This is a genomic window from Dyella halodurans, assembly GCF_026283925.1.
Classification (GTDB): Bacteria; Pseudomonadota; Gammaproteobacteria; order Xanthomonadales; family Rhodanobacteraceae; genus Dyella; species Dyella halodurans.
In genome coordinates this window covers 546,831-564,850 of the sequence record NZ_JAPDPF010000002.1, presented here as the reverse complement: position 1 = coordinate 564,850, position 18,020 = coordinate 546,831, and the positions used below count along the sequence as shown (strand labels likewise).

General features: G+C 63.5%; 17 protein-coding genes. 12 read left to right on the top strand and 5 right to left on the bottom strand.

Annotated elements, in window-relative coordinates; all coding sequences use genetic code 11:
• Positions 1–18: 18 nt before the first annotated feature.
• The 3 genes from OUZ49_RS06105 to OUZ49_RS06095 all read right to left on the bottom strand — a co-directional run bounded on the left by OUZ49_RS06105 (position 19) and on the right by OUZ49_RS06095 (position 2,797).
• A complete protein-coding gene (locus OUZ49_RS06105) occupies positions 19–906 on the bottom strand; it encodes an alpha/beta fold hydrolase (protein WP_266149151.1) in 888 nt (295 codons plus the stop codon).
• A 183-nt stretch (positions 907–1,089) separates the two neighbouring features.
• Complete coding sequence (locus tag OUZ49_RS06100; RefSeq protein ID WP_266149150.1) at positions 1,090–1,740, bottom strand: glutathione S-transferase N-terminal domain-containing protein; 651 nt, start codon at positions 1,738–1,740, stop codon at positions 1,090–1,092.
• Positions 1,741–1,888: 148 nt separating this feature from the next.
• Positions 1,889–2,797 carry a LysR family transcriptional regulator gene (locus OUZ49_RS06095; protein WP_266149148.1) on the bottom strand — a complete coding sequence of 303 codons (909 nt, stop codon included), beginning with the start codon at positions 2,795–2,797 and terminating at the stop codon, positions 1,889–1,891.
• 153 nt (positions 2,798–2,950) lie between these two features.
• On the opposite strand from OUZ49_RS06095, the gene OUZ49_RS06090 reads away from it, so the two are divergent.
• From OUZ49_RS06090 to OUZ49_RS06080, 3 genes are all read left to right on the top strand, one after another.
• Entirely contained in the window at positions 2,951–3,625 is a 675-nt protein-coding gene (locus OUZ49_RS06090) for a DsbA family protein (protein WP_266149146.1), read from the top strand.
• Positions 3,622–3,987 carry a nuclear transport factor 2 family protein gene (locus OUZ49_RS06085; protein WP_266149144.1) on the top strand — a complete coding sequence of 122 codons (366 nt, stop codon included), beginning with the start codon at positions 3,622–3,624 and terminating at the stop codon, positions 3,985–3,987. The genes OUZ49_RS06090 and OUZ49_RS06085 overlap by 4 nt, the downstream gene beginning before the upstream one ends.
• 125 nt (positions 3,988–4,112) lie before the next feature.
• Positions 4,113–5,492 carry an FAD-containing oxidoreductase gene (locus OUZ49_RS06080; protein ID WP_266149142.1) on the top strand — a complete coding sequence of 460 codons (1,380 nt, stop codon included), beginning with the start codon at positions 4,113–4,115 and terminating at the stop codon, positions 5,490–5,492.
• Positions 5,493–5,559: 67 nt separating this feature from the next.
• Here the strand turns inward: OUZ49_RS06080 and OUZ49_RS06075 are convergent, their stop codons facing one another.
• Positions 5,560–6,561, bottom strand: a complete 1,002-nt coding sequence (locus OUZ49_RS06075; protein WP_266149140.1) for a zinc-dependent alcohol dehydrogenase family protein — start codon at positions 6,559–6,561, stop codon at positions 5,560–5,562.
• Positions 6,562–6,715: 154 nt separating this feature from the next.
• On the opposite strand from OUZ49_RS06075, the gene OUZ49_RS06070 reads away from it, so the two are divergent.
• From OUZ49_RS06070 to OUZ49_RS06035, 8 genes are all read left to right on the top strand, one after another.
• Positions 6,716–7,567, top strand: coding sequence for a LysR family transcriptional regulator (locus OUZ49_RS06070; protein ID WP_266149138.1), 852 nt, complete (start codon positions 6,716–6,718; stop codon positions 7,565–7,567).
• A 122-nt stretch (positions 7,568–7,689) separates the two neighbouring features.
• Positions 7,690–8,664 (top strand): gluzincin family metallopeptidase, encoded by a 975-nt coding sequence (locus OUZ49_RS06065; protein ID WP_266149137.1) that lies wholly within the window; start codon positions 7,690–7,692, stop codon positions 8,662–8,664.
• Between the two features lie 256 nt (positions 8,665–8,920).
• On the top strand, positions 8,921–10,102 hold the full coding sequence (locus OUZ49_RS06060) for an acetyl-CoA C-acyltransferase (protein WP_266149394.1): 1,182 nt from the start codon (positions 8,921–8,923) through the stop codon (positions 10,100–10,102).
• A gap of 153 nt (positions 10,103–10,255) precedes the next feature.
• On the top strand, positions 10,256–10,843 hold the full coding sequence (locus tag OUZ49_RS06055; RefSeq protein ID WP_266149135.1) for a TetR/AcrR family transcriptional regulator: 588 nt from the start codon (positions 10,256–10,258) through the stop codon (positions 10,841–10,843).
• 163 nt (positions 10,844–11,006) lie between these two features.
• Positions 11,007–11,519: a winged helix-turn-helix transcriptional regulator gene (locus OUZ49_RS06050; protein ID WP_266149133.1), complete on the top strand. Its 513-nt coding sequence runs from the start codon at positions 11,007–11,009 to the stop codon at positions 11,517–11,519.
• Between the two features lie 27 nt (positions 11,520–11,546).
• The gene (locus tag OUZ49_RS06045; protein ID WP_266149131.1) at positions 11,547–12,668 is read left to right on the top strand and encodes an HlyD family secretion protein; all 1,122 of its coding nucleotides are present in this window, start codon (positions 11,547–11,549) and stop codon (positions 12,666–12,668) included.
• A complete protein-coding gene (locus OUZ49_RS06040) occupies positions 12,665–14,257 on the top strand; it encodes a DHA2 family efflux MFS transporter permease subunit (RefSeq protein WP_266149129.1) in 1,593 nt (530 codons plus the stop codon). Before OUZ49_RS06045 ends, OUZ49_RS06040 begins: the two co-directional genes overlap by 4 nt.
• A gap of 46 nt (positions 14,258–14,303) precedes the next feature.
• Positions 14,304–15,845: an efflux transporter outer membrane subunit gene (locus OUZ49_RS06035; protein WP_266149127.1), complete on the top strand. Its 1,542-nt coding sequence runs from the start codon at positions 14,304–14,306 to the stop codon at positions 15,843–15,845.
• Positions 15,846–15,933: 88 nt separating this feature from the next.
• Here the strand turns inward: OUZ49_RS06035 and OUZ49_RS06030 are convergent, their stop codons facing one another.
• Positions 15,934–16,830, bottom strand: a complete 897-nt coding sequence (locus tag OUZ49_RS06030; protein WP_266149392.1) for an alpha/beta fold hydrolase — start codon at positions 16,828–16,830, stop codon at positions 15,934–15,936.
• A gap of 590 nt (positions 16,831–17,420) precedes the next feature.
• Here OUZ49_RS06030 and OUZ49_RS21005 point away from each other — a divergent pair.
• On the top strand, positions 17,421–18,014 hold the full coding sequence (locus OUZ49_RS21005; RefSeq protein WP_465251863.1) for a hypothetical protein: 594 nt from the start codon (positions 17,421–17,423) through the stop codon (positions 18,012–18,014).
• Positions 18,015–18,020 lie beyond the last annotated feature (6 nt).

Below are 18,020 nucleotides of genomic sequence, written 5' to 3'. Positions count from 1 at the left end.
AGGGTTGCCAGCCGACCCTCAGCGGCCTTCGCCGGCCATGCGGACCATGTGATCGCGCTGCCGATTCAGGAATTGCAGCGTGAGGTCGGCCACCTCCTGCGCCTTGGTATCCATCGCAAAATGTCCGGCATCGAGGATGTGGACTTCAGCGTCAGGGACGTCTTTCTGGTAAGCCGATGCGCCGGCCACGGTAAACGATGGATCGTATTTTCCCCACACGACGAGCATGGGCGGGTGGTGCTGCTTCAGGTAAGCCTGCCAGGCGGGGTACGACGCAACATTGGTGCGATAGTCGTAGAACAGGTCTTCCTGGATACGGCCCTCGCCCGGACGACTGAGGAAGGCAAATTCGTCGGTCCATGCATCGGGATCGTATAGGCTGGGATCAGGATCCGTGCCGACATGCCGCTGTTTTGCCGCCTCGAGCGAAATCAGGTTGGCGCGGAGCTTGTCGGCGTACGCCTCGCGGTTGGCCCAATACTGACGGCGCGTCGTCCACAACGGACCCAGGCCCTCTTCGTGCGCCACCGCGTTCTGTACCACGATTGCCGCGATCCGCTCGGGGTGCATCTGCGCCAGGCGAAACCCGACCGGGCCACCGTAATCCTGGACGAATAGTGCGTAGTGCTGGATGCCTAGTTGCTGCGTGAACGCATCGATGACGGCTGCCAGGTGGTCAAACGTATAGGCGAACGTCTCGGGAGGCGGCGCATCGGAATGACCAAAGCCCGGATAGTCGGGCGCGATCACGTGAAATCGCTGCGCCAGCACCGGCATCAGCTTGTCGTACATCCGCGATGAAGAAGGGAAGCCATGCAGCAAGAGCACCGCGGGCGCGTGGCTATCGCCCGCTTCGCGATAGAAGATGTTCAAGCCCTGGACATTGACCGTTCGATACCTAGTCATGACATCACCTGCGGGTGGGCGAGCACTATCGTGACTGACCGCGGTTGCGGTGAGGGGGCTTGCGCAGGCGATGGCGCAAGCCATGAGGAAGGCGATTCGTCTCATGGGCTGGACCCTTGATCATGGGTTGTTACGGTGACGCGCGGCGGCGAAGCTCCTTTGCTGTGCGCAGGGATGCACGCATCAGGCGATGCGTGCATCGGGCGTGTAGTCGTTGAGGACAGCCATGCCCTTGACCACCGCGGGGCGCGCGGCAACGCTGTCCATCCAGCGTTTCAGTGCTGGCCGCGTCGCTGCCAAGTCGCCCAGCAGCTGCGGGATGTTGTTGATCACCGAGACCACCCACGGGTAAATGGCGATGTCGGCGATGCTGTAATCCTCGCTTCCCACATAGGGCGAAGCGGCAAGACGGCGCTCGAGCACGTCGAGCAGGCGATTGGATTCAGTGAGATAACGTTCGATCGCGAGTGGGATCTTCTCCTTCGCGCGATTCGCAAAAAACGCCAGCTGACCAAACATGGGGCCCAGTCCGCCGACCTGCCAATACAACCATTGCAAGGTCTCGTAGCGCGCTGCACCGCTGGTGGGCAGAAGCTTTCCCGTGCGGTCAGCCAGGTACTCGAGGATGACGCCGCTCTCGAAGATCTTGAGGCCATTCGCATCATCGACCAGGGCCGGAATCTTGCTGTTCGGTGAGATGGCCACGAATTCCGGCTGGAATTGCTGCTCGTTATTGATATCCACCGCATGCACGACGTAATCGAGTTGCAGCTCTTCCAGCGCAATCGCCGGCTTGCGCCCGTTCGGCGTCTTCCAGGTATAGAGATGGAACATGTGTCCTCCGGCAGAGACAAGTCAGTAATGCGAAGGGGCGATTCTATTCCCGTCCATGCCAAGGCAGTGTGGGCTTCACGGTACTTCTGTTGATACGCGATGTAACAAGCTCGCCGTGCGATGTATTGCCAGCCCTGGGGGCGGCGGCTCAGGTCATCTTGTTGACCAGAAAGTCGATGAAACTCCGCACGCGAAACGGCACGTGTCGGCTCGAGGGGTACAGCAGGTTGAAGGGACGCGAGCGCCCCGAGGCTTGTTGCAGGACTTCGACCAGACGCCCGGCGCGAAGATCACCTTCCACCACGAAGCGATAGGTCTGAAACAGGCCAGCGCCGTGCCGGGCGAGCGTCACGCCACCAAGAACATCCTCGGAAAGGGAGTAGCCACCCTCGGTGCGCAGTTCGATGTCGTTGCCCTGGTCCTTGAACAGCCAGGTGATGCGCCGACCGCTGCTGGGCAGGTCGAACTGGATGCAGTCGTGCTCGCGCAGGTCGTCGAGGCTGTTCGGGGTGCCGCGGCGTGCGAGATAGGTCGGCGAGCCGACCACGACGAGTGCCGCATCTTCCAGGTGGCGCACGATAAGCCCGGAGTCTCCGGGCGAGCGCACGCGGATGGCCAGGTCGAAGCCTTCCTCGGAAAAATCCACGTTGCGGTTGCCCACGTGGATCTCGACGCGTACTTCGGGATGGAGCTCGCGAAACTCCGGCAGCAAGGGAAGCAGCCGGTAATGCGCATACGTCGTCGGCGCGCTGATGCGTAACGTGCCGACAGGATGCAGTTGCTCACCCGCGGCGACTCTTTCCGCCTCCACCAACTGGTCGAGCGCCTGTCGACATTGCTCGTAATACACGCGGCCAGCGTCGGTCAGGCGCATGTGTCGCGTCGTTCGCACAAACAGGCGCACGCCCATGCGCTCCTCCAGCCTGGCGACCGATCGACTCACGGCCGCCGGCGTCACGCCTGCCGTGGCCGCGGCCGCGGTGAAGCCGCCAAGTTCGGCCGCCAGACAAAACAGCTCGATGCTGCCGAGCGCCATGTCGTCAAACCGCCTGGGCATGATCTGTTACACCACGCATCAAATGAATTGCATTGAAGCATATTTATCCGTGATCGAAGCACAAATAGAGTGTCGGCCCAGTCAACAGGCTGGCTCCGATCCTGGTGCCGGCAGCGACAAACCATACCCCTAGCCACTTTCTGGATTCATCACATGAAACTGATCTTTGTCGGCGATCCGATGTGTTCCTGGTGCTACGGCTTCGGCAAGCAATTGGCCGAAGTGCAGGGCGGGTTTCCTGAGCTCTCGCTCGATATCGTCGTCGGCGGTGTCGGCGCTGGGGCGACGGAGCCGCTGACGCTGGCCCAGCGTGAATTTCGACTGGGCCACTGGTCGCGGGTCGAGGCGGCGAGTGGATTGCCGTTTGACCGCGAGGCCTTCAAGGCGCGCACGGGCTTCGTTTACGACACGGAGCCGGCCTGCCGGGCGGTCGTCGCGGCTCGCTTGATGGCGCCATCGATTGACCAGTTGAGTGTGTTCCGGGCCATCCAGCACGGCTTCTATGCCGACGGCCTGGATATCACCGACGGTGCCGTGTTGGCCGACATCGTGGCGGCGACCATGACACGCCTTGGTTTTCCGACCACGGCCGAGGCGTTTCTCGCCGTGTGGCGGGAGCGCGAAACCGTCGCAGCGACACAAGAAGACTTCCTGCAGGCGCGCCGATGGGGAATCTCCAGTTTCCCGGCACTACTGCTGGAGGATGGGAGCAAACTCTACAACCTGGTCACGGGTTTCGTCGGTGCCGGCGAGCTGCGTTCGCTGATTGAAACCAGCGTCAAGGCGTTGGCGCCCGATGCCACCAAGCAGCGAGTCCGCTACGCATGAGCAGCCATGATGCCGTCCTGGGCGTGATGCATGCCTACTTCGACAGTATCTATACGGGAAACGCTGACGGCCTGCGTGCCGTCTTCCTTGCCGAGGCGAAAGTGAGCGACAACGTCCAGGGCCAGCTACGCGTGCGCTCGGCCGAGGAATACATCGAGGCCGTGGCCTCTCGGAAAAGCCCGCATGCGCTGGGCGAGCGACAGACGATGAGTGCCATCTCGATCAATGTGTTGGATGGCGTGGCCAGTGTCACGGCGCGCGTGGAGATGCTTGGGCAGCGCTACTTCAACGTACTGTCGCTGCTGAGGCACAACGGGCGCTGGCTCATCGTGCACAAGCTGTTCGGCCATATCGAGTCCTGAGGACGGCCCCGAGGGCATTTCGTCCGCCAGCTCACGCGGCGAGCCGGCGGATGAAGTGCCTGCGTTGACGCTTCCTTGCTTCGCATGGTGCCACGCTTGCCCGATTCTTCCTCGGGGCGAGTGCGATGGGACAGCAATTCGACGCAGTGGTGGTGGGCGCGGGGCAGGCCGGTCCGTCGCTGGCGGAGCGCCTCGGGAAGTCGGGTCGCAAGGTCGCGGTGATCGAGCGCAAACTGGTGGGTGGCACCTGCGTCAACACCGGCTGCATTCCCACCAAGTCGATGGTGGCAAGCGCTTATGTGGCGCATATGGGGCGTCGCGCAACTGACTATGGCGTCGACCGTGCCGGCGACGTGAGTGTCGCCATGGAGCGTGTATGGAAACGCACGCGCGGCATCTCCGATGGCTCGCGCAGCAGCGTCGAGGCCTGGCTGGCCGGCATGCCGAATGTCACCTTGTTGCGTGGCCATGCGGCTTTCGAATCGCCGCATGCCCTGCGTGTCGGTGACCAGTTGATCGAAGCAGGCGAGATCTTTCTCAATGTGGGAGGTCGCGCGACCATGCCGGATTTTCCGGGCATCGATACCGTGCCCTATATGACCAACGTGGGGATCATGGATCTGCGCGAGCTGCCGGAGCATCTGGTGATCGTGGGCGGCAGCTATATTGGGCTGGAGTTCGGGCAGATGTTCCGCCGCTTTGGTTCCAGGGTGAGTATCGTCGAGCGCAGCGAACGCCTGCTTCCTCATGAGGATCCGGAAGTATCGGCTGCCATCGTCGACATTCTTCAGCGGGAAGGCATCACCCTGCATCTGGCCGCGGAGTGCATCGAGCTGCATGGCAAGGCGGGCGATCTGAGCGTGGTGGCCCGATGTGCGGACCCGCGCATGGAGGTGAAGGGCACGCACCTTTTGCTGGCCGTCGGTCGGCAACCCAATACCGATACGCTGGGACTGGACAAGGCCGGCGTGAAGACGAACGAGCATGGCTATATCGTGGTGGACGATCAGTGCCGAACCAATGTCGAAGGCATCTGGGCAATGGGGGATTGCAACGGCAAGGGCGCCTTCACCCATACCTCGTACAACGACTACGAGATCGTCGCCGCCAATCTGCTGGACCACGAGCCACGTCGCATTTCCGATCGCATCCTGGCCTATGCGCTATACATTGATCCGCCCTTGGCGCGCATCGGCATGTCCGAACAGGAAGCCTTGCACAGCGGGCATGACGTGCTTGTCGGCGTCCGTCCCATGACCCGCGTGGGGCGCGCCGTCGAGCGTGGCGAAACCCTCGGCTTCATGAAAGTGGTCGTGGATGGCAAAAGCGAGCAACTGCTGGGCGCCGCCATCCTTGGCGTGAATGGTGATGAAGCCATTCATTGCCTGCTGGACATCATGTATGCCAAGGCGCCCTATCGCACCGTGACGCATGCCGTGCATATCCATCCAACCATCGCCGAGTTGCTGCCGACGACGCTGCAGAGCCTGGCCAAGCCCAGCTGAGGGCGGCACCAGCGCTGTTGCCAGCGGGCCATCAGGTACCGTTGGCCTGTCACTGGCGAGGCAGGCTCTAGCCAGCGACATCAATGACGACTTTTCCCTGCGCCTGGCGCGACGCCAGCAGTTCGTGGGCGTCGCCAACGGAGTTCAGGTCGAAGCGGCGTGGATCGAGTCGCGGCAACAAGGTGCCCAGCTCGGCAAGCCGCGTGGCCTCGCGCAGGATCTCGCCATGATGGGCCTTGCCTTCACCGGTCAGCAACGGCAGCAAGGTGAATACGCCTGAATACGTGGCGGCACGGAACGAAAGCGGCGCGAGTGCATGCGTTCCCCAGCCCAGTGAACTGACCACGTGGCCAAAACGCTTCACCGCCTTGAACGATGCATCCAGGCTCACGCCGCCTGCCGTGTCATAGACGACATCAAAGCCACGGCCCGAGGTATGGGTCGCTACATACTCTTCGACCGTGCAGCGCGCATAGTCGATTGGCGTTGCGCCCAGGCGGGCAATGACGTCGGCGCTGGAAGCAGCATGGGTGGCGAACACGCTGGCCCCGAGCGCTCGTGCAATTTGGATCACCATGGTTCCTACGCCGCCGGCGCCGCCTTGCACCAGCACGGTTTGTCCCGCGCCGACGCGCGCACGGTCGACCAGGCCTTCCCATGCCGTAATGAAGGCCAGCGGCAGTGAGGCGGCCTCACGCATGCTGAAGTTGGTGGGCTTCAGCGCCAGCAGCTCGGCATCGACGGCGGCGTACTCGGCCAGCGATCCCTGCACGCCGCCGACGCCGCCAGTCATGCCGTAGACCTCGTCACCGCGGCGAAACGTGGTCACGCCCGGGCCGACGGCAACCACCACGCCGGCGAGATCGATCCCGAGAATGGCCGGCAGCGGGTGTCGGGCATGTGCCGCGTTGCCGCCGCGGATTTTCAGATCCAGCGGATTGACGCCACTCGCCTTGACGCGCACCAGGACCTGCCCGGCGCCGACAAGCGGGCGGGCGATCGTGGTGTGGCGAAACGGCCCGCCATGGGTTTCCAGAACGGCGGCGTGCATGGTGTTCGCGGTATTCATGGCCAAGGCCTCGATAAGGGAGCTGCGACTAAGCTATGCCCATTCCTTTTGCATGGGAACTCAAGAAATTGCATTCTTCCCATGCATAAATGCATGGTGTGCAGGCCGTATCGGTACACGGCAGCTTGGTCCATCGCGGCGAGAGGAGTTGTTTATGGAGTGGGATGACCTTCGTGTCTTTCTGGCCGTGGCCCGCGAGGGCACCCTGGGCGCGGCGGCCCGCAAACTGGGGCAGACGCAGCCGACCATGGGTCGGCGCCTGCGCGCGCTGGAGGAGGCAGTAGGGCAGAAACTGTTCCAGCGCACGAATGACGGCTTCGTGATGACCGATGAAGGCGCGGCGGTGCTCGCTCATGCGGAACGCATGGAGGAGGAAGCCCTGGCATTCCAGCGGCAATTGGCCGGCCAGGAACAACTGCTGGATGGTCTGCTGAGGATCACATCGTCGGATTGGTTCGGCGCCTATGTGCTGACACCGGTGCTGGCGGAGTTCTCACGCGCCCATCCGCGGGTGACGATTGAACTGCTGACCGATGCACGCTTCCTGGATCTTTCACGCCGCGAGGCGGACCTGGCCTTTCGCATCAAGCCGTTTGAAGAGCCGGACATCGTGTCACGCAAGCTGCTGTCCATGCCGTATGGGCTCTATACCCGTGCAGGCTCGGCGCATCCGGAGGCAGGCAACGGTGCGGATGTCGCCCTGGTCACCATGGATACGGCGTTTGGCAGCATGCCGGACGTTGCCTGGCTGCAACGCCTGTTGCCGCGTGCGCATGTTGCCGTGCGCAGCAATGCCCGCCTCATCCAGGCCCAGATGTGCGCCCAGGGTGTTGGAGTGGCCGTTCTGCCTCGACCGTTGGGCGATGGTTTTGCCGGGCTCGAGCGTATCGAGCTTGGCGAAGACCCGCCGTCGCGGGATACCTGGGTCGGTTACCACCATGACCTGCGACGCCTTGCGCGCTTGCGTGCCTTGTTGGACATCGTGCTCGAGCGCCTGGCGCATTGATCGCCGTGGGGGCCTGGTTCGACGTGTCCCAGGCATGCGTTCCTCGTTGACGCCACCTTGCGCGTCGCAGTGGCATGGTCGCTGTTTGCGCGGGCAACGGATCCAGGCTTGGGTGCATCGTGATGAATCGCAGGCAAGTTCTCGGTGTCATCGTTGGCGGTGTGGCCGCCGCATGCTTGCCGTCCATCGCGGTCTCTGCGCAAAGCTACGACGATGCGCGCGATGTCTATGCGGCATTGCGTGGCCGCCCCGACCTGAAGCTGGCGATCGGTGGCGGCGACATCTTCGTGGTGTTCGCGGAGGGCTCTTCCGCCTTGGACCGGGACCGTGTCGCTGCCTGGATCCAGCGTAGTGCCGTCGCCGTCTCCACCTATTTCGGTCGTTTCCCGGTGCAGCGCGTGGGCCTGCTGGTCATTGGCGGGGAGGGCGACCACGTTGGCCCGGCAACGACTTACGGCATGGAAAGCTCGGCTATGCGCCTGCATGTCGGTGCCGACGCAAGCGAGGCCAAGTTCCGCAATGACTGGGTGCTGGTCCACGAAATGGTTCATCTCGCCTTGCCGAACGTGCCTCGGCGTAGTGAATGGCTGTTGGAGGGCAATGCAACCTATGTCGAGCCGATTGCGCGGGCGCAGGCAGGACAGATCACGCCGCAGGAGGTGTGGCGCTGGGCGGTCGAAGACATGTCCAAGGGCCAGCCTGGTCCTGGCGACGAGGGCCTCGATCACACGCATACCTGGGGCCGCACGTATTGGGGCGGAGCGATGTTCTGGCTGCTTGCAGAAATTGCCATCTACGAGAAGAGCGCGGGGCGCTATCGACTGCAGGACGCGCTACGTGCAATCAACCGGGCGAGCGGTGGCAATACGACGTACTGGGAAGTCGAACAGGTGCTGGCGGCGGGTGACGCCGCGGTGCGGCTGGATGTTCTGATGGCTTTATACAACGACATGAAGGACCGTCCGGTTCACGTCGATCTCGATCACGCCCTGCAGCAATTGGGCATTTCCGAAGTGGACGGCGACATTCGCTTCGATGACGGCGCGCCGTTGGCGGCGCTTCGACGCTCCATCACCGCTGCGCCGCCTCGGGGTTGAAGGCGTTACACGTCGCCCTCCGATCATCTCTTCTCCAGCAGCGCGGTGAATGCGGCGCGGATGCCGCCTGGCCACGAGTCGCGCCTCTTTAATATAAAATTACCGCCATCATATTATGGTTTGCGAGAGCCCCACGGCTCGGTCCGGCGCGGCGCGTGCCCGCTGGATCGAGGCGTTGGACAGACGCGTCCGCGAGCAAGCCATGAGGCTGCACGCAACAGCCATTCCTTCACTCTGCGAATCTCTCATGACCACCATCGATCCTGTTGTCATCGTATCGGCCGTACGCACCCCGCTTGGCCGCTTCCTGGGCGAACTGGCAAGTCAGCCCGCTCATAAACTTGGCTCGCTGGCCATCGGCGCAGCCATCGCCAGGGCCGGCGTAGATCCTGCGTCAGTGGATGAAGTGCTGATGGGTTGTGTGTTGCCGGCGGGGCAGGGTCAGGCTCCGGCACGCCAGGCTTCACGCGCCGCTGGCCTGCCGGACGCGGTAGGCGCGACAACCGTCAACAAGGTCTGTGGTTCTGGCATGAAGGCGGTGATGCTGGCCCATGACCTTATCCGTGCCGGGTCGGCGAATATCGTCGTCGCCGGCGGCATGGAGTCCATGTCGGGCGCACCTTACCTGCTGAGCAAGGCACGCAGCGGTTACCGTGTCGGCCACGATCAGATCCTTGACCACATGATGCGCGACGGCCTGGAGGACGCTTACGAAACAGGGCGCCCGATGGGTGACTTCGGTGAGGTGGCCGCCAAGGCCTATGGATTCAGCCGGGACGATCAGGACACCTGGGCCATCGAGACGCTGAAGCGGGCGCAGCAAGCCATCGCGAGTGGCGCATTCCGCGATGAAATCGTGCCCGTGGAGCTGCCGGCGAAGCATGGCAGCGTGTGGATCGAGCACGACGAGCACCCGCAGAAGGTATCCGCCGAGAAGATTCCCGCGCTCAAGCCGGCCTTTCGCGCCGACGGGACGATTACCGCAGCCAGTGCTTCGGCCAACGCTGATGGTGCGGCAGCCCTGATCCTGACCCGGCGTTCGATCGCCGAGCAGGCAGGCCTGCCCATCCTGGCGACCATCAAAGGGCACGCGACGCATTCGCAGGACCCGGCCTGGTACACCACGGCGCCGATTCCAGCGATCCAGAAACTGCTGCAGAAGCTGGATTGGAGCACGGACAGCGTCGATCTGTTCGAGATCAACGAGGCGTTTGCCGTCGTGCCGATGATGGCGTCGAAAGAGCTGGGCATTCCACGCGACAAGATCAACGTGCATGGCGGTGCCTGCGCGCTGGGCCACCCGATTGGCGCTACCGGCGCTCGCCTGATGGTGACTTTGTTGCATGCTCTGCGCCATACGGGCGGTCGTCGCGGTGTAGCCTCGCTATGCATCGGTGGTGGCGAGGCCACGGCGATCGCCATTGAGTTGGAGGCCTGATGGATCGGCTGTTGGCGTGAATGTTGGCCATCTCGTGGCGGTGGCTACACGCCTGGACCGAGCTCATGGGTGACCTTGGTCCAGCGTGGATCAGCGACTTTGGATGAAACTGGCTGCGTGTCGGTTCGGGTATGTAGGGGGAGGAGTTAAACCATGCGTTACGACAAGGGTCACAAAGAAGCCACCCGCCAGCGGATCATCGAGGCTGCCGCCGCGCGTTTTCGCGGGGAAGGCATTGCTGCCGTCGGCGTCGCCAACCTGATGAGCGACATCGGGCTTACCCAGGGTGGTTTTTACAATCACTTTGAATCCAAGGACGATCTCGCGCGCGAGGCGATCATGCTCGCCTGGCAAGGGACCTACGAGCGTTTGCGCAAGGCGCTCGAGCGTGCGAAACATGGCGGCATCGAAGCGCTGATCGACACCTATCTCAGCGCGTCGCACCGCAACCGGGTTGCCGAGGGCTGCGTGGCGGCCGCTCTCTCCGCCGAAATCGCACGCGGATCGGAGTCGCTGCGAGAGGCGTTTAGCGAGGGCACGGCGCAAACGACGGCGCTGATCGCCGGCGCGCTGCCCGGAAACCTGACGCCCAAGCAGCGCCATGGCATCGCCATGGCTGTGCTGTCTTCCTTGGTCGGCACCCTGATGCTGGCTCGCGCGGTGAGCGATCCGGCCATGTCCGATGAGCTGCTCGCGCAAGGGCGCCGGGCAGCGCTCGCCTTGGCTCAGTCCGCGAAATAAAGCGCATCTTCCGGACGGATCGCCCGTGGGTGGCACGCCCGTCGTGCAGGCTCAGCGGCGACGTTCCCGTCTTGACGCCTCTTTCACAACTAGTTACTTGCATAACGATAGTGACTGATTATATGATGACCATCAGCTTATTGATGGCCGCAGGTCTTCAGTCATGCAACGCAAGAGCCTCGAGGGTATGCAATGCGCCATTGCGCGCAGCCTTGAGCGGGTAGGCGAGTGGTGGAGCATGCTGATTCTCCGCGATGCGTTTTACGGCCTCACCCGCTTCGACGAATTCCAGCAAAGCCTGGGCATCGCGCCCAACATGTTGAGTCGGCGGCTGAGCGGACTGGTGGAGAGCGGGCTGCTGGTTCGCCGTCCTTACCAGGATCGCCCGGTGCGTTACGAATACGTCCTTACGCCGGCCGGCGAGGACTTTCGTCCGGTGCTGATCGCCTTGCTGGCCTGGGGCAACCGTCATTTCGCGCCTGAAGGCGTGAGCACGCAGCTGACAGACGTGCACACCGGGCGCGACGTCGAGCCCGTGATGGTCGATGCACATACCGGTGAGCCGCTATCGCGCGGGCGCCATGTCCTGCAGGCGGGCCCTGCCGCCAACGAGCGCATGCGCGCCCGCATTGAACTCAGTCGCCAGCGCCGCGAACGGCGCGGCGACGACAAGTGATTCCCAAACTAGAGCTGGAGTTTTCCGATGAGCAGCGTCACGGTCGTCAAGCGTGTGGAGGTGCCTCCCGAGGTGGAGCCCGAGGTCGCCCCGGTGCCCCGAAGCCGGCGAAAACTCGCCTTGCGTGCGGCCCTTGGCGTGGCCCTGGTCGCCGGCGTGATCTATGGCGTGCACTGGTGGGGTGTAGGGCGATTCATTGAAAGCACGGACGATGCGTATGTCGGTGGCGATGTCACCGTCATCGGGCCGAAGGTCTCCGGCTACATCACGCAACTGGCGGTGACGGACAACCAGGTCGTGCATGCCGGCGATCTGCTGGTGAAGATTGACGATCGTGACTACCGGGCGGCGCTGGCCAAGGCGGATGGCGCGGTGGCAGCCCAGCAAGCCTTGCTGGCCAATCTCGAGGCCACCGAACGCCTGCAGCAGGCGGTCATCAGCCAGGCCAAGGCTGGCGTCACCGCGGCAGATGCGGAATTCGTCCGCTCGCGCGATGACGAAACGCGTTACCGCGACCTCTCCAGCCGCTCGGCCGTTTCCATCGAAAGCGCCCAGCGCGCCGACGCCACCTACAAGACCGCCCAGGCCAATACGGAAAAAGCCCAGGCCGCGCAGATTGCCGCGCAGCGGCAGTTGGACGTTATCGCCTCGCAGAAGCAGCAGGCGCTGGCCGCCTTGCAGCAGGCCAGGGCGGAGCGGGACATCGCGCAACTCAACGTCAATTACACCGAACTGCGCGCACCCGTCGACGGCGTGATTGGCAATCGGCGTGCAAGAGTCGGCGCTTTTGCTGCTGCGGGCACGCAACTGCTCTCGGTGGTGCCTGCACACGGCCTGTGGGTGGATGCCAACTTCAAGGAAGACCAATTGGCGCGCATGCAGGCCGGCCAGGTCGTCGACGTGCGTGCGGACGTGATGCCGGGCAGGGTGTTCCACGGTCACCTGGGCAGCCTGGCGCCGGCCACGGGCGCGCAGTTCAGTGTGCTCCCCCCGGAAAATGCGACCGGCAACTTCACCAAGGTGGTGCAGCGCGTGCCAGTGCGCGTCGTGCTTGATCCCAGGGATGACGCGCTAGGCGTGCTTCGTCCGGGCCTGTCCGTAGTCGCCGATGTCGACACGCGTGCCGCCCGCCAGGCCAGCGCCCCATGAACACCACGGCCGCGCGCTATGCCATGCCGATGGATCCAGCGGCACTGAACATGGCGCAGAAGATCTTCGCGTTTGCCAGCATGTGCGTGGGCATGTTCATCGCGTTGCTGGATATCCAGATCGTGTCGGCGTCGCTGCGCGATATCGGCGGCGGGCTCTCGGCCGGCACGGACGAGACCGCGTGGGTGCAGACCAGCTACCTGATTGCCGAGATTGTGGTCATTCCGCTGTCGGGCTGGCTGTCGCGGGTGTTCTCCACGCGCTGGCTGTTTGCGGCTTCCGCCGCCGGCTTCACGGTCACCAGCATGCTGTGTGGCCTGGCCTGGAATATCCAGAGCATGATCGTGTTCCGCGCCCTCCAGGGGTTCCTGGGTGGCTCGATGATTCCGATGGTGTTCACCACGGCCTTCGTGTTCTTCCACAACAAGCAGCGTGTCGTTGCCGCAGCCACCATCGGTGCGCTGGCTTCGTTGGCGCCGACGCTTGGCCCGACCCTGGGTGGCTGGATCACCGACCACTCGTCCTGGCACTGGCTGTTCTATATCAACCTGATTCCAGGCATCTTCGTCGCGGTCGCGGTGCCGCTGCTGGTGAATATCGATGCGCCCGACCTGTCGTTGCTGCGTCGCGCAGACTATGTCGGCATGGTGCTGCTCGCCGCGTTTCTTGGCTGCCTTGAATACACGCTGGAAGAAGGGCCGCGCTGGAACTGGTTCAGCGATGCCACGATTCTGACCACGGCATGGATTTCCGGTGTGGCTGGCGTGGGCTTTATCGTCCGCAGCCTGACCTACGATCATCCGGTAGTGGACCTCAGCGCACTGCGCGATCGCAATTTCGCGCTCGGCTGCTTCTTTTCATTCGTCACCGGCATCGGGCTGTTCGCCACCATCTACCTGACCCCGTTGTTCCTTGGTCGTGTACGCGGCTACAGCGCGCTGGAAATCGGCGAGGCGGTATTTTCGACCGGCGTATTCCAGATTCTCACCATCCCGTTGTATTCGTACCTGGCGCAACGTTTCGACCTGCGCTGGATTTTGATGGCAGGGCTGGCGCTGTTTGCCATATCGATGTGGGACTTCAGTCCGATCACGCACGACTGGGGCGCTCACGAGTTGCTGCTACCCCAGGCCTTGCGCGGCATGGCGCAGCAGTTGGCAATCCCGCCGACGGTGACGCTGACGCTTGGCAGCCTGGCGCCGGCGCGACTGAAGCTTGCCTCCGGCTTGTTCAACCTGATGCGTAACTTGGGTGGCGCCATCGGCATCGCCGTCTGCGCGACCATCCTCAACGATCGCACCAATCTGCACTTCTATCGCCTCGCCGAGCATCTCAACAGCACGAACGAAGCCATGGGCCAGTGGCTGGCGCAGACCGGCGGTCGCCTCACGGAACTTGGGCAGGCTGTCGATGGCACGGATGATGGCGCCCTGCACCAGTTGTGGTTGCTCGCTTATCGCGAGGCGCAGACGCTGTCGTATGCCGATGCGTTCCTGGTGATCATGCTCTGCTTTGCGGTGGCCACCGTGATGGTGCCGCTGATGCGCAAGGTGGTTCCCCCGTCTGCGCCGTCCGCGGACGCGCACTGAGCCGCTCATGTCTTCCCCACAGTCTCACTCCGTTCGGAGTATCCCCATGTCTTTCCCACTGAAGCTTTCTTCCGTGTCGCGCATGCTTGCCCTGGCGCTTTCCATTGGCACGCTTACGGCCTGCATGGCGGGTCCGGACTACGTGCGACCCGACCTGCAGACCCACGCGGATTACGCGCAGGCATCGACGCTGGAAAGTCGCTCGACCACGCTGCCCGCTCCGGCCCTCGACAGCTGGTGGGCCGGCTTCGATTCCCCCGAGCTGACCCGCATCGTCCAGCGCGCCCTGGCCGAGAATCTCGATCTTGCCGCGTCCATGGCGCGCGTCGACCAGGCGCGTGCCGCGGCACGTGAAGCAGGCGCGCAGTTGGCGCCGCAAGGCAGCCTGGATGGGCAAGTGGTGAAGCAGTATCAATCGCTGAAGAGTCCCTTGGGCGAACTCGGTAGCGGGCACCCCGGCTACACACGTTCGCAAACGCTGGAAAATATCGGCGTGGGCGCCAGTTGGGAATTGGATCTTGCCGGCGGCCTGCATCGCGGTGCGGAGGCGGCGAGGGCAGAAGCCGATGCCGCCGAAGCCAATCGAGATGGCGTACGCGTCTCGGTAGCGGCCGAGTCAGCGGACGCTTATTTCCAGGTGCGTGGCGCGCAGGAACGTATTCGCCTGGCGCAACAGCAGATCGATACCGAGGCAAAGCTGCTGGACCTGGTGAAGGAACGACTCGCCGGTGGCCTGGCCACATCGCGTGAACTGGCCCAGGCCCAGGCGCTGGTACTGCAGGCGCAGGCGACCTTGCCTCCGCTGCGCATCACCCTGGCGCAACAGCTGAATCGGCTCGACGTGCTGAGGGGCGCGACGCCCGGCACCTATGCCAGCGAACTGCGCGATAGCCCGCAGACCTTCAACGTGCCCGCCGTAGGTACCCATGGCGGCCCCGACATGCTGCTGCGCCGCCGTCCGGACGTGATCGCGGCCGAGCGTCGACTGGCCGCCTCCAACGCCGGCATCGGCGTGGCGGTGGCCGAGTATTACCCCAAGGTTTCGCTCGGCGGCCTGCTTGGCTTCGAGAGCCTGCAGAACGGCTCGCTGTTTTCCTCCGCCGCGTTCCAGCCACAGGCGGTGCTGGGACTGCATTGGCGGCTGTTCGACTTTGGTCGCATCGATGCCGAGGTCGCGCAGGCCAAGGGCGCCAACGCCGAGGCGCTGGCGCAATACCGGCAGTCGATGTTGCGTGCCAACGAAGACGTCGAGGACGCGATCACCGCGCTGGCTGAGCTGGAAGTGCAGCATCGCGATCTGACGCAAGAGGTGACTGCGCACGAACAGGCCCGTGGCGCCGCGCAGGATGCCTACAAGGGCGGCGCCATCAGCCTGATCGAAGTGCTGGACGAAGACCGGCAACTGCTGGCCGCGCGTGACGAACTGGCCCGCGTGCACGCCGACGATGCGCGCGCCGCGGTGGCGACGTTCCGTGCCCTGGGTGGCGGCTGGCCGGGCGCGGCCGATGCGTGTGATGGGACCGCGTGTCCCGATGCGCACCCGTCACAGGCCAGCGCACGCCCGATTCCGACCAGGGGAAACGGCTGACCGGCGGATAGGGCAGGTGCTGGCGGTCCGAGGATGAATTCGGCTCGGATGCATCACGCCGATCGACGAACCGCCAGTCGCCAGTTCGTCATCCTTTAAGCTTTCGACCAAGGAAATCGTGCATGAATGCGGCCACCTCGGGTGCATGGGTTTCCAACGCAAAATGGCCCGTATCCAGGAAATGGATTTCTGCATCCGGAAGATCGCGACGGTACGCTTCGGCGCCGGGTGGTATGAAGGCTGGATCGTGCTTCCCCCAAACCGCCAGCAAGGGCGGCTTGTGGGTTCGGAAGTACTCATGGAATGACGGATAGCGATCGATGTTGGTCCGATAGTCCAGGATCAGGTCCAGTTGGATGTCATCCGCTCCCGGTCGCGCCATATACGCGATGTCCAGCGTGTAGCCATCTGGCGACATCAGCTGCGGATCGGCGCCGGTAAGGTATTGCCAGTTCTTGATGGTGTCGGCCGAGAGCGAAGAGCGGCACGCCTCGCGGTGCGCGGGGGTCGGTTCGCGCCAATAGGTTTGCCAGGCGCCCCATTGATCGCTAAGGCCTTCGACGTAGGCATTGCCGTCCTGGGTGATGATCGCCGCGATTTTCTCCGGATGCGCAGCGGCCACGCGCAGTCCCGTCGGTGCGCCGTAGTCGAAAATGTACATGGCAAAGTGCGCCAGGCCCAGGTCCTCGATGAAGCCTTCCGTGACTTTCGCAAGGTTGTCGAAGGTGTAGTCGAACTTCCCGCGCGGAGGTGCCTTGGTTTGTCCAAAGCCGGGCAGGTCAGGTGCGATCAAGCGATAATCCTGCGACAGCAGCGGTATCAAGTCACGGAACATGTGACTTGAGGTGGGGAAGCCGTGGAGCAAGAGGATGACGGGTGCACTGGCCGGACCGGCTTCGCGATAGAAGACATCGACGTCACCCACCTTGCGGGTCTGGTATCGCACCTTGTGGCGCTGTGCCGCGGCGATCGCCGTCGAATCCATCGGTGCGTGCTGTGGCTTGGCGCCCTCAGGCATGACCATGGCGAGCGCTCCCAGCATCGATGCTTGCATGAGACTTCTCCTGCCGGTGCTGATCATGTCGGAGTCGCGGCTCATATCAGTGCCTCTTGTGCCATTCGTGAAAAGTGCGCCAAGTTCGCCCGGTGCCGACCCCGCTGCTGATGGCTGCTTCCCCGTGCGTTGCCGCTCATTTCCATGCTTGAACGGATGCGCGATCGCCTCGCCGCCACCGATCGGCCGCTGGGCCCGGATAGAAGTGCGCATGGCCATGCGGCGAAGACATTCTTAATAGATTAGTTCTCACATCGTGAAGGCGAACTCACGCGAGTTGCTTCCTTGGAAGTGGGTGCCTTGGTGGCGCAGGCCGCCCAAAAGAGGCCGGCACGGTCGCATCGGACATGGAGATCACCTTCAGCAGTTGCATAAGGCGTGCCGGACCCTTCACTTAATCTGTGCTAGATTTTTTGAGCAGGCGACGGGCCCAGTCCCGTCGCTTTCAAGGAGAAATCGAGCCACGTCCACGCCCATCCAGCGGGCGGTATGTCCAGCCAAATTTCCCGGGAGCGCAAGCGATGCCACTCACTCGCCGCGAGTTCATCAAGTTCACCGGACTGGCCCTTGCAGCGTCCAGCCTCGGCATGCTCGGGTTTGGGGAGTCAGGCGAGGCGCAAGCCGCCGCCGTGCGACCCTTCAAGCTCACCCGCGCGACGGAAACGCGCAACACCTGCACGTATTGCTCGGTCGCCTGCGGCATTCTGATCTACAGCATGGGCGACCGCGCCAAGAACGCGCGCTCGAACATCATCCACATCGAAGGCGATCCGGACCATCCGGTGAACCGCGGCACCCTGTGCCCCAAGGGCTCGGCCCTGCTCGACGTGGTGCATGCGCCGACGCGATTGCGGGTGCCGCGCTACCGGCCACCGGGCGGCACCGAGTTCAAGGACGTTTCCTGGGATTACGCATTGGACCGGATCGCCCGGCTGATGAAGGACGATCGCGACAAGAACTTCATCGCCAAGAACGCAGCCGGCACGACCGTCAATCGCTGGACGACGGTAGGCATGCTGGCCGCCTCGGCCTCTTCCAGCGAGACTTCCTACCTCACCTGGAAGGCGGTGCGTTCGCTTGGCATGGTGGTGTTCGACAACCAGGCGCGTGTCTGACACGGA

Excerpts from the sequence above, each read along its gene's own strand:
- OUZ49_RS06105 (WP_266149151.1), bottom strand. The coding sequence starts at position 906 with ATGACTAGGTATCGAACGGTCAATGTCCAGGGCTTGAACATCTTCTAT.
- OUZ49_RS06100 (WP_266149150.1), bottom strand. The coding sequence starts at position 1,740 with ATGTTCCATCTCTATACCTGGAAGACGCCGAACGGGCGCAAGCCGGCG.
- OUZ49_RS06095 (WP_266149148.1), bottom strand. The coding sequence starts at position 2,797 with ATGCCCAGGCGGTTTGACGACATGGCGCTCGGCAGCATCGAGCTGTTT.
- OUZ49_RS06090 (WP_266149146.1), top strand. The coding sequence starts at position 2,951 with ATGAAACTGATCTTTGTCGGCGATCCGATGTGTTCCTGGTGCTACGGC.
- OUZ49_RS06085 (WP_266149144.1), top strand. The coding sequence starts at position 3,622 with ATGAGCAGCCATGATGCCGTCCTGGGCGTGATGCATGCCTACTTCGAC.
- OUZ49_RS06080 (WP_266149142.1), top strand. The coding sequence starts at position 4,113 with ATGGGACAGCAATTCGACGCAGTGGTGGTGGGCGCGGGGCAGGCCGGT.
- OUZ49_RS06075 (WP_266149140.1), bottom strand. The coding sequence starts at position 6,561 with ATGAATACCGCGAACACCATGCACGCCGCCGTTCTGGAAACCCATGGC.
- OUZ49_RS06070 (WP_266149138.1), top strand. The coding sequence starts at position 6,716 with ATGGAGTGGGATGACCTTCGTGTCTTTCTGGCCGTGGCCCGCGAGGGC.
- OUZ49_RS06065 (WP_266149137.1), top strand. The coding sequence starts at position 7,690 with ATGAATCGCAGGCAAGTTCTCGGTGTCATCGTTGGCGGTGTGGCCGCC.
- OUZ49_RS06055 (WP_266149135.1), top strand. The coding sequence starts at position 10,256 with ATGCGTTACGACAAGGGTCACAAAGAAGCCACCCGCCAGCGGATCATC.
- OUZ49_RS06050 (WP_266149133.1), top strand. The coding sequence starts at position 11,007 with ATGCAACGCAAGAGCCTCGAGGGTATGCAATGCGCCATTGCGCGCAGC.
- OUZ49_RS06045 (WP_266149131.1), top strand. The coding sequence starts at position 11,547 with ATGAGCAGCGTCACGGTCGTCAAGCGTGTGGAGGTGCCTCCCGAGGTG.
- OUZ49_RS06040 (WP_266149129.1), top strand. The coding sequence starts at position 12,665 with ATGAACACCACGGCCGCGCGCTATGCCATGCCGATGGATCCAGCGGCA.
- OUZ49_RS06035 (WP_266149127.1), top strand. The coding sequence starts at position 14,304 with ATGTCTTTCCCACTGAAGCTTTCTTCCGTGTCGCGCATGCTTGCCCTG.
- OUZ49_RS06030 (WP_266149392.1), bottom strand. The coding sequence starts at position 16,830 with ATGGATTCGACGGCGATCGCCGCGGCACAGCGCCACAAGGTGCGATAC.
- OUZ49_RS21005 (WP_465251863.1), top strand. The coding sequence starts at position 17,421 with ATGCCACTCACTCGCCGCGAGTTCATCAAGTTCACCGGACTGGCCCTT.